This is a genomic window from Clostridium bornimense (assembly GCF_000577895.1).
GTDB lineage: Bacteria > Bacillota > Clostridia > Clostridiales > Clostridiaceae > Clostridium_AN > Clostridium_AN bornimense.
Genome location: NZ_HG917869.1, coordinates 22053 through 38492, shown reverse-complemented (window position 1 = coordinate 38492; position 16440 = coordinate 22053). Strand labels below are relative to the sequence as shown.

At 28.0% G+C, this 16440-nt stretch carries 19 protein-coding genes and 2 pseudogenes; 1 reads left to right on the top strand and 20 read right to left on the bottom strand.

Features of this window, described 5'->3' with window-relative positions:
- The 20 genes and pseudogenes from CM240_RS13525 to CM240_RS13435 form a co-directional block, all read right to left on the bottom strand.
- On the bottom strand, window positions 1-447 hold the full coding sequence (locus CM240_RS13525) for a hypothetical protein (RefSeq protein WP_044040041.1): 447 nt from the start codon (window positions 445-447) through the stop codon (window positions 1-3).
- On the bottom strand, window positions 440-895 hold the full coding sequence (locus CM240_RS13520) for a DUF3990 domain-containing protein (protein ID WP_044040674.1): 456 nt from the start codon (window positions 893-895) through the stop codon (window positions 440-442). Before CM240_RS13520 ends, CM240_RS13525 begins: the two co-directional genes overlap by 8 nt.
- Window positions 896-1239: 344 nt before the next feature.
- Window positions 1240-1746: a GNAT family N-acetyltransferase gene (locus tag CM240_RS13515; protein WP_044040040.1), complete on the bottom strand. Its 507-nt coding sequence runs from the start codon at window positions 1744-1746 to the stop codon at window positions 1240-1242.
- On the bottom strand, window positions 1743-1913 hold the full coding sequence (locus tag CM240_RS17580) for a hypothetical protein (RefSeq protein ID WP_156930597.1): 171 nt from the start codon (window positions 1911-1913) through the stop codon (window positions 1743-1745). Before CM240_RS17580 ends, CM240_RS13515 begins: the two co-directional genes overlap by 4 nt.
- Window positions 1914-1949: 36 nt before the next feature.
- Window positions 1950-2186, bottom strand: coding sequence for a hypothetical protein (locus tag CM240_RS13510; protein ID WP_051483859.1), 237 nt, complete (start codon window positions 2184-2186; stop codon window positions 1950-1952).
- Window positions 2187-2212: 26 nt separating this feature from the next.
- Window positions 2213-2812: a DJ-1/PfpI family protein gene (locus tag CM240_RS13505; RefSeq protein WP_044040039.1), complete on the bottom strand. Its 600-nt coding sequence runs from the start codon at window positions 2810-2812 to the stop codon at window positions 2213-2215.
- A 162-nt stretch (window positions 2813-2974) separates the two neighbouring features.
- Window positions 2975-3412 carry a C-GCAxxG-C-C family protein gene (locus CM240_RS13500; RefSeq protein WP_044040037.1) on the bottom strand — a complete coding sequence of 146 codons (438 nt, stop codon included), beginning with the start codon at window positions 3410-3412 and terminating at the stop codon, window positions 2975-2977.
- Between the two features lie 526 nt (window positions 3413-3938).
- A complete protein-coding gene (locus CM240_RS13495) occupies window positions 3939-4634 on the bottom strand; it encodes a 5'-methylthioadenosine/adenosylhomocysteine nucleosidase (RefSeq protein ID WP_044040035.1) in 696 nt (231 codons plus the stop codon).
- Between the two features lie 48 nt (window positions 4635-4682).
- A complete protein-coding gene (locus tag CM240_RS13490) occupies window positions 4683-5555 on the bottom strand; it encodes an aminoglycoside 6-adenylyltransferase (protein WP_044040032.1) in 873 nt (290 codons plus the stop codon).
- Between the two features lie 217 nt (window positions 5556-5772).
- Complete coding sequence (locus CM240_RS13485; RefSeq protein ID WP_044040030.1) at window positions 5773-6261, bottom strand: GNAT family N-acetyltransferase; 489 nt, start codon at window positions 6259-6261, stop codon at window positions 5773-5775.
- Between the two features lie 335 nt (window positions 6262-6596).
- Window positions 6597-7091 (bottom strand): AAA family ATPase, encoded by a 495-nt coding sequence (locus tag CM240_RS13480; RefSeq protein WP_044040028.1) that lies wholly within the window; start codon window positions 7089-7091, stop codon window positions 6597-6599.
- Window positions 7092-7279: 188 nt separating this feature from the next.
- Complete coding sequence (purM, locus tag CM240_RS13475; RefSeq protein WP_044040024.1) at window positions 7280-8530, bottom strand: phosphoribosylformylglycinamidine cyclo-ligase; 1251 nt, start codon at window positions 8528-8530, stop codon at window positions 7280-7282.
- Between the two features lie 348 nt (window positions 8531-8878).
- Window positions 8879-9328 carry a GNAT family N-acetyltransferase gene (locus tag CM240_RS13470; RefSeq protein WP_044040023.1) on the bottom strand — a complete coding sequence of 150 codons (450 nt, stop codon included), beginning with the start codon at window positions 9326-9328 and terminating at the stop codon, window positions 8879-8881.
- A gap of 88 nt (window positions 9329-9416) precedes the next feature.
- A complete protein-coding gene (locus CM240_RS13465; protein WP_051483858.1) occupies window positions 9417-10079 on the bottom strand; it encodes a class I SAM-dependent methyltransferase in 663 nt (220 codons plus the stop codon).
- Window positions 10080-10495: 416 nt separating this feature from the next.
- A complete protein-coding gene (locus CM240_RS13455) occupies window positions 10496-10798 on the bottom strand; it encodes a hypothetical protein (protein ID WP_044040022.1) in 303 nt (100 codons plus the stop codon).
- A 483-nt stretch (window positions 10799-11281) separates the two neighbouring features.
- Complete coding sequence (locus CM240_RS13450; RefSeq protein WP_044040021.1) at window positions 11282-11791, bottom strand: GNAT family N-acetyltransferase; 510 nt, start codon at window positions 11789-11791, stop codon at window positions 11282-11284.
- A 131-nt stretch (window positions 11792-11922) separates the two neighbouring features.
- Window positions 11923-12018, bottom strand: a pseudogene (locus tag CM240_RS18220) (cupin domain-containing protein); the annotation flags it as partial.
- 324 nt (window positions 12019-12342) lie between these two features.
- Window positions 12343-12963 carry a DUF488 domain-containing protein gene (locus CM240_RS13445; RefSeq protein ID WP_044040020.1) on the bottom strand — a complete coding sequence of 207 codons (621 nt, stop codon included), beginning with the start codon at window positions 12961-12963 and terminating at the stop codon, window positions 12343-12345.
- A 464-nt stretch (window positions 12964-13427) separates the two neighbouring features.
- A pseudogene (locus CM240_RS13440) lies at window positions 13428-13784 on the bottom strand (serine hydrolase domain-containing protein); the annotation flags it as partial.
- 157 nt (window positions 13785-13941) lie between these two features.
- Window positions 13942-15573 carry an ABC transporter ATP-binding protein gene (locus CM240_RS13435; RefSeq protein ID WP_044040019.1) on the bottom strand — a complete coding sequence of 544 codons (1632 nt, stop codon included), beginning with the start codon at window positions 15571-15573 and terminating at the stop codon, window positions 13942-13944.
- 426 nt (window positions 15574-15999) lie between these two features.
- On the opposite strand from CM240_RS13435, the gene CM240_RS13430 reads away from it, so the two are divergent.
- Window positions 16000-16440 (top strand): Hsp20/alpha crystallin family protein, encoded by a 441-nt coding sequence (locus tag CM240_RS13430; RefSeq protein ID WP_044040018.1) that lies wholly within the window; start codon window positions 16000-16002, stop codon window positions 16438-16440.

The window sequence follows — 16440 nt, the reverse complement described above, 5'->3', positions numbered from 1 at the left end:
TTATGTAAGCAACTTACCTTCAAGATAACTATATTTTAAGTACTGAGGATTACTATAATATACAGATGAATTAAAATCTGAAATTTCATCACTTATAAATGATGTAAACACATTATATAGTACACATATAATATCTTCTTCATCTTCTCTTACATCATTAATCAATCTTTGATACTCTTTCCCTATTGCTAAAAAACTAGGAACTGTGTACTTACATGATTCAACAGAATCAAATTCTCCATCTTTTATATTAAAATACTCTATCAATTCATCCGATACCTGTTCAAATGAAAGACAATGATTAACTTCTGCTAAAGACATTTGCCTTTTAAGTTCTTTAATTCCTAATATCTTAACAATATCACTTCTATGATTTTTTGTCTTTCTCCCTAAAAATTCTATTAATGAACATACATAAAATAAATCATTTTTCTCCTTTTCATTCATCTAATACTTCACTCCTTTCAAACTTTAAGCAATCTAACGCTTTTAATGTATGAAAACTAATTTGATGTGTTGGATGCTTAAATTTTGCAAGTTCCCAAAATACATTTCTTGATATATCACCTGCTAGAAAATCATTAACATAATTCCAAACAGTATCATCAGCCATAGGACCTTCTACAATATCATAATCATGCACTAATCCATTACGACATTCTGCTATGAAATCAAGCCATTCATCTGTCATTTCATTAAATTTTAATATTTTTAAATTTTCTTTTTCTTCAAACTCATAATAATTAATTGTTGGGAAATCTCTATTTCTTTTAGCCCATTTTTTTGCTTGTTCAAAATTATTAGTACAATAAAATCCCCATGAAAAATCTTTTGTATATCTACTTTTCCTTATTTCAGGAAATTCAACAACTTCTCCGCTTGCATGATATAATATCATATATATTCTCCTTAATTGAAATCCATATCTGTTTTAATAATTTTTATTACTATACTAAAATTATATCCTATTACACAATTTCTATAAATACTTTGTAATAGAAAAGGAGCTAGCTATTTTCACTGTAGCTACCCTTTTTCTACATAATAAAAAAGAATGATCCTCAAAGACCATTCTTTAAATAAAAAGGAAAATGATTTGAAAAAAATTAACTATTATTAACTACAATTATAATATAACAATATATTGTGGCAGTTATATGTCCAATATAAAAATTTAATATGAATTTCAAAAGTTACGTCACGTATATTTTAAAACTTACCTTTAAACTACCTTACAAATTACTTAAGTTTTTTCTCCATAAGATAAAATTTCCCCTTTCTCCAATGGGCAAGTCCTACTTTTGAATACTCTAACTTTTCATATAACTTTATAGCATATGGATTTAAAGTAAATGTATCTAATCTAATTGTATCTATTCCAATTTTTCGAACCTCATCTTCTATATGCATCATTGTTAATGTTCCAATTTTTTTATTTTGAAACATTGGATTGACACATAATCTATGAATCACATAATATGTAGAATCAGGATACTTCCATGCGCCATTAGCATACTGTTCATCACATTCTTGATTTAACACATAGGCAGATACAATATTTTTCCCAGATAAACCTATATATAATTGTTTTTTTATTATGTCATCTTCAAGTATATTCCTATCTGGGTATATGTTATCCCATTGATCAATACCATTTCTATTCATTTCATTAATAGCATCTGTAACCATAGCTAGCACATTATCTAAATCTTCTTTTTGCGCTAACACAAACTTCAATTTTATCATTTAATATTCCTCTCTCTAGTTTGTGCACTTTCAATTGCTTTTTCTGACAAGTCTATTCCTTTATCTAAAGCTTTATTCCCATAGCTTTGATTTGTTGGCACTTTAGGAACTTCTTTTGAAAAAATATTATTCCATTGATTAAGGCTATTATCATATTTCTCATTCACTTTTATCTTCCTATAATTATTCTACAAATTCTAAATTTATACCCCTAAAATAGTAAACACATTATCAGATTTAAGAGTACTTTTAGTCCAGCTATCTATTTCATCTATAACAACCTTTATTTCTCCACCAATTTCTGATGCTCTAAAACATATTTCACTCCATTGATTTAAAGTTATCTCCGTTTCTACTGACTCATCATATGAAGGAACAACACTATAAAATAAATCTGCCAAATATTCACAATCCAATGACATGTATTTTCTAATAAACAATATTATTTCCCTCTACAGATTCTAATTTACATTTTAGGCATAGGCGCAGTATAAAATCCTAATTTGTGAAAATTATACCACTCCACTATCTTTTCTTCACTTGCAACATTTAAGGCGAGCAAAATCTCTTTTGCAAATTCCATAGTTGCTGTACCATTAGCTGTTATTACATTTTTATCCCTAACTGCCTGTTTTGCAATATACTTTGTTTCCCCTGTATAAATGGAACCAGCCCATTGTTTTAGGTCATTCAAATCATTACTTGTATGAGTTACGTCATTCAAAACACCGACTGTACCTAAAAAAGCAGAAGCATCACAAATACCGCCCAATACTTTTCCGTTTTGATAGCAGTCCTCTACAAGTGTTTTGACCTGTTGTGCATTTTCATTTCTCCATGTCATTCCACCAATTAAAACTACGGCTTCATAATCGTTTGGAATAGATGCAATATCATAATCTGGTAATACTCTAAAGCCACCTATTGACTGAACAGCATCTTTCGATAACGATACAGTTTTTATCTCATACTGTCCCTGTCCTAACATCGTTATTGCGGATGTGATATATGCTGCTTCCCAATCTGCATATTGTTGCAAAATTACAAATAAAATTGTTTTTCTCATACTATTTTCTCCTTTACAAATTCCTATTTATCTACTAGATCTTAAACGTTGATTTATAATAATATACCTATTTAGCACTTAATCCATCAGGTATTATTCTGCATAAATTTCCTTTAATTACATCACCAGTAATATGTGCCATCTCATGTATCATAAATAGTTTTATTCCTCCAAAAGTTGTTCTGCTATTTTCACAGCAGAAACTACCATGTGCGGGCAAAAATCAGTAAACAAATTATGTTCTTTAGCGTATTCTTTACCCTCTGGAGTTGCTAAGTCACATCCCAATAATTCTTTACATATATATGAACCATTTTCCTCACGAAATAATTCTAGAAACTTTACTGTAACATCATTAGTTTTTAATCTGCTATCTAAATCTTCAATTTCACATTGACCATGTTTCAATCCTAATGCCATTAATGCACCTGTACAAGCACCACACACTTCGCCTTTACACATTCCACCTCCAAAACAACCACCTAATTTGAGTGCTTGTTTTTCAGTCAATCCTAATTCTTCTGCAAAAGCAGCAAGTACAGCTTGTGAACAATGATACTTTTGTTCAAACAGTTCTTTAGCTTTATCAATATGTGTCATATGTCTTCCCCTCCCATGAATTCTTGATTATTTACTGAATTTCAAACGTTAATTTGTAATAATATACCTATATTATACATCAACAACTTTTTCGATTCCAATATCTTCTATTTATAACCACACCGGTTTTTCTACGTTCACCCTGCTACTGTTCTATATAATTCCTATACTTATAAGCTTCCCTGAGCTTTATATATCTAATAATATTTTATAAAAACTTAATTATATATAATCTTATTTATAACTATAAAAATATATGTGTTCTCTAAAGTTTTTATCAATACACCAAAGTTTCCTTTCTCTACATAACAAAAAAGAATGATCATTAAAGACCACTCTTCTATACAAAAAGGAAAATGATTAAAAAACTAACTATCATTAACTACAATTATAATATAACAATATATTGTGGCAGTTATATGTCCAATATAAAAATTTAATATGAATTTCAAAAGTTACGTCACGTATTTTTTAAAACAAACCTTTTAAGTACCTTTCAAATTAGAATTTATCTTGTAGGTGTCATTTATTCAGTAATTAACAACTCTAACATCTTTAATACTAATTTAGCTGAAATATTAGCTGATATTTTCTCAAACTCTTCATAACTTATTGTGGCATTTTCATCAGCATTATCTGATATGCTTCTTATTATTACAAAAGGGACATCATTAATTTCAGCTACATGTCCTATAGCTGCACCTTCCATCTCTACACAATATGGATTATAAGATTCTATAATAGCTTGCTTTAAATTTTTGTCAGATATAAATGATTCACCTGATACAATTCTTCCTATATGATAGTTATTTTCTTTAGGGCATATATTTTGATATGCTCTAATTGCTAAATTAATCAGTTCTTTATTAGCACAAAAAAATTCCTTGTAAGGATAGCAACTTATCATTTGGATTTGCCTTACATCATGATATGTAACGTTATCTGATATAACTATATCACATAATTTCACATCATCATTTAAGCTTCCAGCAATACCTGTATTAATAATTTTGGAAACATTGAATCTATCAATTAGTATTTGTGTGCAACTTGAAGCATTTACTTTACCAATTCCACATATAGTTAATACAATATCTAAGTTTTTATATTTACCTAAATAGAAGTTAAATCCTGCATATCTTTTTTCATCTATAAATGTCATTTTACTCTTAATGAAATCTACTTCAATGCTCATTGCTCCAATTATTCCTATTCTATTCATACTAAGCCCCCATTTAACAAATTGGAATTTATAAGATTAATACTTTTATTAATAAATTTCACTAGCATCCTTTGATAATTGTCTGACATGTTTCAAAAACTCCCTAGCTTTTCTTCCCTCTAAAGAATTATACTCATATCCTAATTCTTTACCTACAAAAATAGCTGTGTTTTCAAATAAATCACACATTCTCATTACATTTTCCCAAATCTCCTCAATATTGCTACTTAAATAAGTTGCAAGATATGATTCCCAATCGGTTTTATCTAACCACTTGTACATATATTTTGCTGATTTTCCAACACTCACCGAGAACTCTGTAATTATACCAACTTTCCAAGAAAGCATTTTTTCCAATTGTTTTCTTACAATAAAATTAGCCATATCTTGTATATATGGAATCTCTTTTCTCCATAATCCCTTGGCAATATTATTTGAGCACCACCAAAATTCATTACATGTAGCAACATATTCCTCTTTATTAGGTCTTTTTATCCAATAATCTTTATCAGTAGCTTCAGGAATTTGTGGCAAAATATCACTCTTATCCAATAATATCTTACATAATTTATCACTAAAAATATTTTCCTTAGCACTTTCAATAGTCTCTACATGCAAATCAATTCTATTTCCATCTGCAAACTGCATAAGCCATCCATAAGATTTTTCTTTATTACTATGACAATATGGAGATTCATCAGGATATTGCATATAAAGTATTTCCCCAAAATTTTCAATCCATTTTTTATCTTCAATAAAGCTATTAGTTTCATTTACAACATATACAATGTCATAATCTTGAAAAATATCACTTTTTATATTTTTATTTACTCTAGATCCGTTCATATATACTGCATGTATTCTCTTATCATTATTAGCAATACTTAATATTAATTCATACATCTCTTTTTCACTTCTCATATACACTTTTCTCCTATAAATTATCCCATTCTTTCAGATTTACGTTACCAGTTGCCCATACATCTAATTGCTCATTTGTATAATCTTTAGCGTTTACCATATGAACCGTTTGATAGAATGACTCCGCCAAATGTTTACAATTCAATAGCATGTATTTTCTAATAAACAATATTATTCCCTCTACAGATTCTAGTTTGTAAGAATGTTATATATTTTTTTATTTCAAATAACAAACATATAATGCTAAATTATAATCTTTGCTCCCTAAAACACTTTCTACATATTTAAACCCTTGCGCTTCATACAATTTACATAACTTTCTTTCATTTGCATTACAATCAAGTCTTATCTCATTAATTTTTTCTGCATATGCTTTTTCTTTTATAAAATCAATCATCTCTTTAGAAATCCCCTTTCCTCTAAATTCCTTTTTCACTGCTAACTTATGCAAATATAAAGATGAATTTTCTTCTACATTAGGCCAATACTTTGAATCTTTATTTGTTATCGCCATACATGCAACAGGTTTATTTTTATAAAAATAAATATAGAAATCATCAATTTTATACTCTCTCGATAAGGCAACCCATTTTACACTTTCTAGACTCCAAAGATTTGAAATACCATTAGATTTCATCCATATAACTGCATCAAACAATATCTCTTCAATAGTGCTAATATCTGTATTTTTTGCCCTTCTAATCATTTTTACACCTTTTTCTCAAATTCCTATTTTTCTACTAGATCTTAAATACTAATTTGTAATAATATACCTATATTATACACCAAAGTTTCCTTTCTCTACATAACAAAAAAGAATGATCATTAAAGACCACTCTTCTATATAAAAAGGAAAATGATTAAAAAACTAACTATTATTAACTACAATTATAATATATCAATCCTTTGTGATAAATTTATGACCAGATTAAGAATTAATATGAATTTCAAAAGTTACGTCACGTATATTTTAAAATTCACTCAAAATATACCTCGAACTTCCTTATTAAAGTTAATTTATTCTAACTTACAAATTGGAATTTACATAACTGAAATTTCCTTGACGATAGTTCCCGCACTTTTGTTTGATGTATCAATTTTTATGGTCTTCAATCCTTGATATAGTGAAATTCTTTCAACGCATCTTTCAATGACTCTATCTGTACGGATACCTTCATTAATATCTCTCTCAATTCTCTTTTTGAGAACATCTTCATCGCAAACAAGGGATATAACTTTTACAATACAGTTTTCTGTATCAATTCTGTTGAGAATGCTATCGATTATGCTCTGTTCGTGCATAACCCAACAAAATATAATATTTTCATACGCTGAACAATGAATATAATTATTCAGTAAATAACATATATTATCTAATACCATTGTTTTAGTTTCTTCTGTAACTTGAAACGGATTAGCATCCCAACACCAATCCCCATCAAGAAAAATACTATTATGCAATTCTTTTTTCAAGAGTTGACATGTCGTAGTTTTTCCCACTCCCATTGTGCCACCAATAAGATATATCTTCTTCATTTCCTCACCTACAAATTTCCATTTATCTACTAGATTTTAAACGCTACTTTGTAATAATATACCTATATTATACGCCAACAACCTTTAATACCAATACCTTCTATTTATAACTTCATAACTGCACAAGTTCTCTCCATTCACCACTGTTACCACTTTACTCTCCTATTATTGTTTATATATACAATGTACTATACCCAATTTAATCTATTCTCAAATACTATCTTCGCATCGCCTTTTTCTATTTTACCAATTTCATAACAATTATAATATTTCTTAATATGATTTATTACTGTATCTTTATGCTTTTGCGATACTACCACATTGAATCCAACGCCACAATTAAATGTATGTAACATTTCCTCGTCACTTATATTTCCATTGTTACGAATATATTTAAATATATTTAATACTTGTAGCTTTGACAAATCTATTTTAGCACTTAATCCATCTGGCATTATTCTGCATAAATTTCCTTCAATTCCACCACCAGTAATATGTGCCATTCCATGTATCACATCTTCTGAAAACAATTCTTTTATTGCTTTATAATATGGAGTATGAGGTTTCATAATCTGCTCTATAAATGTTAATCCGTCTATTTTATCTAGCTTAATTTGTGGCATCTTATCCATTAATAATCTTACTAGCGAATATCCATTGGTATGCAACCCATTAGAAGCAATAGCTAAAACCACATCACCATCTTCAATCTTAGATCCATCAATGACCTTTGATTTTTCTACAATACCGACGATACTTGAAGTTAAAACATATACTCCAGAATCCACAACTAATGGTTGAATCGATGTTTCCCCGCCTACTAAAAAGCATTCATTTTCTCTACAGGCATCCGCTACACCTTTTACCAAGGTTTTTATCGTATCTCTTTCAGCTTTTCCACAAACAATTGTATCTAATACTGCTAATGGTTTTGCTCCCATCACCACAATGTCATTTACCAAATGATTAATCATATCATGACAAATTGATTCTGTGTATCCGAACTCCATTGCTAACTTTTGCTTTGAACCAGGTTCTTCTGATTTCAAAACAAGTACTGGTTCATTTATCCTAGGAAAATTAATATCATACAAAGATGCAAATGGTCCAAGCCCATTCAAAACTCTAACATCACTTGTTTCTAAATGCTTTGCCATTTCTCTCTTAATTGTATCAGTATATGTTATATCAATACCTGCCTTACTATATGACAACCCTTCGGTTTCTTTTTCACTACCTACTAATATTTCATCTACAGTTACATTTAGTGTAATTGCTAACTCATATAAAATTTCTATATTAGGATAAGTTATACCATTTTCCCACTTTGATACTGCTTGAAAAGAAACCTTCAATTTATCTGCCAATTGTTGCTGTGTCATTCCTAATTCTTTACGCTTATTCATTATAAAATTGCCAACTTTAATACTATTAAGCATATAAAATACCTCCGTTTCTATTTTATAATAACCCACTACCACTGATTGCAACAATAACCAAATAAGGGAAGTTGCGAAAATAATTCAACTTACAGTTGAATCATTTAAATACTCTGTATTATTATATTTCCTTTTTCTACATAACAAAAAAGAATGATCATTAAAGACCATTCTTTAAATAAAAAGGAAAATGATTTGAAAAAAATTAACTATTATCATTAACTACAATTATAATATAACAATATATTGTGACAGTTATATGTCCAATATAAGAATTTAATATGAATTTCAAAAGTTACGTCACGTATATTTCAAACCATATCTAAAATCACTTTATAAAATGGTAATTTATATACTTTGCCTGTAAATACAGACTTCACTTCCGGTATACTCATATCCTTTGTCAAATGGTATCCAACCACTTTTTTCATAATATCCATCTAACTCTGTATATAAAAATATTTCTTTATATCCACTCATCTTACAATATTCCAACACATGCTTTTGCAAACTTTGTCCAATACCTTTATTTCGATAATTTGGATTGACAACCAACGCAGAAAGCCATGGATATAATTCCTGACGTGAAAGTAAATCCCCTCGCCAAATTCCAACAGTTCCCAATAGCACACCATTTTCTACTGCTATAAATGTAATTGGTAATTGATTTTCTACCAAACTATGCTCGATAATTCCCTGATAAAATTTTAAACTATTTCTATTTCCGAATTCATTGTTCAGCCACTCTACTACTTCTTCAACAAACTCTGGATAATCTTTTAACATTTCTATCTTCATATTAGCACCTTTAAACTTCCTTACACTTTTTTTAAGTTGATTTAGCCTATCTTACAAATTTAGAATTTGTTTTGATATGAATAATCTATTACTTTTTAGTCAACCAGAACATTCTATTAGTTTGTTCAAATTCAGGATAATAAATCTCATTATATTTACATATATTAAACTTTATACTAAAAAAATTCTTCCACTTCTCTGTTGTATTATTTAATAAAATTAATCCATCATCAAGTAAATTGTCTTTTATTACTTTTAAATCCCATTCTATTATTTGATCTAGTGTTATATAAGGATTTAACTTTACTAAAAGCTTACCATTGCTACATAAAATTCTTTCAACTTCCTTAATTAATACTTCCGCGTCCTCTGGATATAAGTTATCAATAATATTAAATAAAATAATAGCATCAAAAGATGAATCAGATATACTTTCTAATGCATCTATACTTCCTTGTATAAAACGATATTCCCCTTTACTCATTTGTTTAGCTCTTATTTGCGCATTTTCAATTGCTTTTTCAGACAAGTCTACTCCTATGTTATATTTTGTGCCATTTAATGCACATAAAAATAACATAGTACCATTTCCACACCCAAAATCAAGAATGCTTTTTGTTCCGTTACAAATCCACTCTATTCCTTTATCTAAAGCTCTATTCCCAGATCTTTGATTTGTTGGCACTTTAGGGATTTCTTTTGAAAAGATATTATTCCATTGATTAATGTATTTATCATATTTGCTATTCACTTTTACCCTCCTATAATTACTCTATAAATTCTAAATTTATACCCCTATAATAGTAAATACATCATAGGTTTCAAAAATAGTTTTAATCCAACTACCTACTTCTTTTATAGCTGCCTTTACTTCTCCACCAATTTCTGATGCTCTAAGGCATATTTCCCTCCATTGACTTAAAGTTATCTCTGTTTCTCATGACTCATCATATGAAGGAACAACACTATAAAATAAATCTGCCAGATTTAAAACATAAAAAGTATCATCGTGTATTAAAAGTGAATCTTTCTCCCAAAACGAATCATTGAACTTTCCTTTCTGGAATTCATGATAACAGGTGCTTTTTCTATCTAATTCAGTACAACAATATTTCATTAAACATTCTCCATATAAATTTTCTACTTAACTATTAAACAAATGTGTAACTAAAAATTGAACCATTTACACTCTCTATACTTCTCAGGAATATCTGCTTTTGAGTTAATCCATCCAATTGTTTCAATCAATACGGATGGCTCATCTGGAAAAATCCATGTGTTAACATATTCAATAAAGTCCTTTTCGTTATAGCAAACACTGCCACCTATATGATATTTTTTTGCATATGAGCTTTGATACAACCATTTGTTACAGAAATCTATACAGTATTTTTTTAAGTTATTAGCCATTTCATCTGGAACTAAATAAACAGATGTATCACTATCAGCACTTAATAATACGTATTTCAATTCAATTCACATCCTTATAGATTTATTAATAATTTTTATTTTAAATTCCTTTTTTTTTATTTGTTCTTAAGCTCTTATTTGTAATAATATACCTAAATTATATACTAATACATTTTTATCTCCAACTTTTTCTATCAATTACCTCACCATTTCCCTACGTTCACCTCTGCAAATGCTCTATATAATCCTTATAATTATATAGTCTTATTTATATCTATAAAAATCTATGTGTTCACTAAAGTTTGGTCCATACCCCAAACTTTCCTTTTTATACATAACAAAAAAGAATGATCATTAAAGACCATTCTTTTTATAAAAAGGAAAATGATTTGAAAAAAATTAAATTATTATCATTAACTACAGTTATAACATAACAATGTATTGTGACAGTTATATGTCCAATATAAGAATTTAATATGAATTTCAAAAGTTACGTCACGTATATTTTAAAACTTACCTTTTAAGTACCTTACAAATTGGAGTTTATTTGTATATAGAATAAAGATAATGTAACATATCTCCATTATAAAATTGAGTAATAAACTCATCTTCTTTTTTCATCCCGATACTCTCGGCAACTTTCATAGACGCCCAGTTATCTGATTTAATAATAGAATGGACCTTTTCTTTATTGAGCTGTTCAAAAGTATATTTTTTACAACCTCTTGCAGCCTCTCTTGCGTATCCACAATGCCAATAGTCCTGTTTTAGCAAATAGCCTATTTCTAGCACTTCGCTACCTCTATATTTTTGCATTGTTAAACCTGCTTGTCCTATCATGCACCCTGTTGATTTTAATATCATAGCCCACAGTCCAAATCCATATTTTTTATATCGATTTCTTTGACGATCAAGCCATACCTGCACATCTTCATCTGAAAAATCATGCTCATAAGCATACATAACTTTTGGATTCTGCAACATTTCTGCTAAATCCTTGAAATCAGCTTGTTCCATTTCTCTTAAAAATAAACGTTCTGTTTCTAAAATCAATTATATCTCCTCACTATCAAATTCCTATTTAGCTACTAGCTTTCAATCGCTAATTTGTTATAATATTCCTTTATTGTATTGTCTATTAATGATATATATTATCCTAGTTTCATATCACAAACATTTAAAAATCATTTAATACGTTTACCACCAAAAGCGTGTATTGTTCTTGTTCCTGCCTTGCATCTTCCACCTTGCAAAGTTCCTTTTGGTATAAAAAGCATATCCTTCTATATCCGGAGTATTCTACTGCTCAGATCGTACCTTATTAATAATATTTTTCATAAACTCAGGAAAATCCTTCATCTTAAATCATCTCCATACATAACTTTACTCATATAGTTTTATTATATATATTCAAAACAAAGAGAAAAAGCACCCATCCGGTCAAGAATAGTGCTCATCTCTTAATTAATCTAAATTTAATTATCCAATAGCCCTAAAACTAAAAAATGTTCTAGGAAGTCTAGTGTTAGCGCACTAGACTTTTCTTATATACTTATTATATCAACTTTTCATTAAAAATAAACTGTCTTTCATTAATTCTTTTCCTATTCACTCTTTAACTTCTCAATCCTATATCCTATTTCTTTATTTGCAAGTTTATATCCTTCTTCTATCATTTCTCTCTCATCAATACCTTTTCCTATTAGTGAATCCATAGTTATTTGCGCCCTATCACTAAAATATTTATCTAGTAATTCTGACTCTAGATTTTCCTGAGATGCAATAGAATAATCATCTAAAATGTGCTTAACATTAAATCCATTTTTTATCAAGTAACGTCCCAATAAAATTCCTCTCTGACAACGAATTGGATCTTGAACTGCTCCTAATAATACTATTCTATACCCTTTACTGCATCCTATCTTCAATCTCTCAACGCCTTTAATAAAAGATTCTTCATGAACTGCTTTTTCAAAATCGCAATAGCCCTCATTATTATAAGAAACTCTACTTTCTCTTTTTGCCGCTAACTCTCTTCCCATATAAATATATACATAGCCTTTTTTATTTAATGCTTCCTTTAAAGATTCCTTATCATATTGAATATTATATTTTGAATAAGGTATAGCTCTAGTATCAACAACGCAATTTATATTATATTTTTCTAGCATATTTAAAAATCGATCCATAGAATAATTTGAATGTCCTATTGTGTAAATATCCATAGTTTCACCTTTACCTTTATATTAATATTAGTATTTTATCAATTAAAATATTTATTCAATACTGATCCCTTCTTGATAAATAATTATATATATCAACACGATTCTTTTTTAGCAAAGATTTGATGTCTAAACTTGAATGTTTAATGTTAAGTATTAAACGAGATTCATTATTTGATTAATTTATTATTAAGTGTCCCCCGAGGACACTTTTTGTAGTTATCACAGCTAAAAAATATAATAAAAAGGATAGCAAACATGGGGTTCTTGCTATCCTCAATACTGATTTTTTAAAAAAGGGTTTATGAAAAAAACATTAAAAGTATTAACTACTTTATACTTCTAATATATATTTTTGTCATGGCATAATTGTGTCATCTTTGAGAACTTTATATGAATTTATTTTGTTTTAACTCCTAAATATTGTTGAATTTCAAAAGCTAAATCCCATATATGCAAATCTTTCATCATTTTCCGGGCTCAAAATTCGGTTCTCTATATATAAAATCACGAAGAAAATCACCTAGTTCTCTAACAGAATAATTAGGCTTATATTTCCATATATCTTCATAAGATTCCCCTGCTTCTTCATCAGCATCATCACCTATACCTGATGTATGAGTTAATAAATGATATATTGTAACATCTTTAGATATCTTTGTATCTTTTAAATCTAAAATATCTAATACATTATCATCTAAACTTATAAGTTTTTTATCTATTAATTGAAATACACTTACCGCCGTAAATAACTTTGTTATTGATGCAGTATCAAATCTCGTTGAAAGCGAATTCTCAATCATAAATCCTCTATGAGCATAACCGCATTTATGTGAAAATACTTAGTTTTCCCCCTTTTTTACTAAAACTACACCTGAAAAATTATCTTTTTCTGAAGCCTTTTTAAACAACTCTCTAATTTTTCAATATTCATATTGTCGCCCCCGCAATTCTTATACTATTACCTAAATTAGTTATTTTTTAACTAAGAATAATTTCCTTATTGCATATTGTTTCAATTTCATTATTATGAGAAACAGCAATTAAAGTAATACCATTTTCTTTTAAATATATATCAATATTTCTTATCAAACTTTTCTCTGTTGTCTTATCTAAAGCACTTGTCGCTTCGTCTAACACTAATACACTTGGTTTTCTAAGTAAAATTCTCGCTAGGGCGATTCTTTGCTTTTGTCCACCAGACAAATTAGAGCCTCCTTCTAATATTTCATAATCTATACCTTTTTCCTCAATAAGATTATCAATACAAGCTACCTTTGCAACTTTTGCAATTTCATCATCAGTAAAATTATCTCCTAAAAGCAAATTTTCTTTTAATGTTCCCTCAAAAATAAATGGCTCTTGAGTCATCATTAAAATATTATCGTATAAGCTACTTTCCTTAACCTTCGATATATCCTTATCATTAATAGTAATTTCTCCATTACTAATATCATAAAAATTCATAATCAACTTTAATAATGTACTTTTACCTTTTCCACTCTCGCCTTTAATAAAGATTCTATCTTCCTTTTCTATTTTATACTTAAAATTCTCTAAAATAGTTTTGTCACTCCACGAAAACTTCTCAATATTAATATCAATTTTTTCTACATCGCAATTAAATTCTTCTTTTTTATCATTATCTTCAGCATCAAATATAAAGTCATAAACTCTATCTGCTGCACCAAGAGCTTGCTTAGATCCTTGATAATAATCAGTAAGATTTGCTATAGGCTCTACTAAACTTGCTAAATAAGTATAAAAAGCTATCAATGTTCCTATTGTAATTTCCTTATTGTAAGCAAAATATGCTCCTAAAATTAAAATCATTACTGGCAAAAAAATAGTCATAATTTCATTTATCGCTGCTACAGTTACTTGAAGATTTATTACTGTTTTTATCTTAGAATAATATCTTTTATTTACAGCATTATCAAATTTTTTAGAAAAATATTCTTCTTTTTGTAATGTTTTTATATTTACAATACCATTGACATTTTCTATCAATAATTGTTGCATATCTGCAAATGCTTTTCTTTCATCTCTATATGCATCTCTCATATTCTTATTTACTTTAACAAGTAATAAATAATATATTGGCAATATAATAAGAACTATCAATGCTAATTTAATATTAAATGAAAATAATACAATCATAACAATAGCAATTTTAAATAAGTTAAGTATAAACATTAGTACCTCAATCCCTGCACTTTCTGCTATAGAACTTCCATCATTTAATACTCTTGATGCAATGTCCCCTGTTGTATTACTATCAAAAAACTTTATCGGTTTTCTTATCATACTTTTATACATCTTATATCTCATATTATTAATTAATTTACTACCAAAATAATGCCATCTTTTTACTTGATATAATTCAGATATAAAGGTGAAAATACCCCAAAATAGTATCTTATAAAATACTTTAACTAAATCTTTAAAAGGGATACTATTATTAATTCCATCTACTAATCCTTGTACTTGGTAAACTAGAAATGTATTTGCTATTACTGATATTGAGCATATAAAAAATAAAAATACCTGCTCTTTTCTAAGATCTTTAAATATTTTTAGAAGCTCACTATATTTTACATTATTTTTCTTCATTAAACCTTTCCCTCCAAATAACTAACTTTTTCTATAAATTATACTATTTTTTATATTATCTTACAAAATATTTATATATATTTTTTTATTGCAAAACTTCATGTATGCCTTACCTTCACTATATTTCATATTCTTATTAGTTTTATTAAGTATAAAGATATTAATGTGAATATTAGTAATATTCCAAAATTGTTAGCACTCTCATTGAGTGAGTGCTAAAAACGAAGATATTCAAAGTATTTTTAAGATTTGTTGCATTATTTTTTCAACCCATTCTCTCATGAATCAATTTTATTTTTAATAAATCATAATGGATTTTGATTATATTTTCCCATAATTCTATAATATAGACATAAAGAAAAAACAAAACAATAAATAAACAAAATAAATTAAATCCAACAAAGATTTTAGAAGGAGGTCTTTTATATGTTCGGATTAATACCTTTTAACACAAAATCTATCGATAACAAAGGAGATGAATTCGGAAATTTAATATCAGACTTCTTTAATGATGACTTCTTTACACCATTTTATAAAGAAGCTAACACCTTTAAAGCTGATATTAAAGAAACAGAAAATGAATACCTAGTAGAGGCTGAATTACCCGGAGTAAAGAAAGAAGATATTTCTCTAGAGTACAAGGATAACAATCTAATTATCTCTGCAAAAAGAAATGAGACTATTAATGAAGAAAAAGATAACTATGTAAGAAAAGAACGTCATTATGGTGACTTCTCAAGAGCTTTCTATGTTGAGGATATTAAAGAAGATTCTATCTCAGCTAAGTTTGAAAATGGTGAACTTATTGTTACATTACCAAAGCTTCCAAAGCCAGAGGAAAAAATAACAAAAATTAATATTCAATAA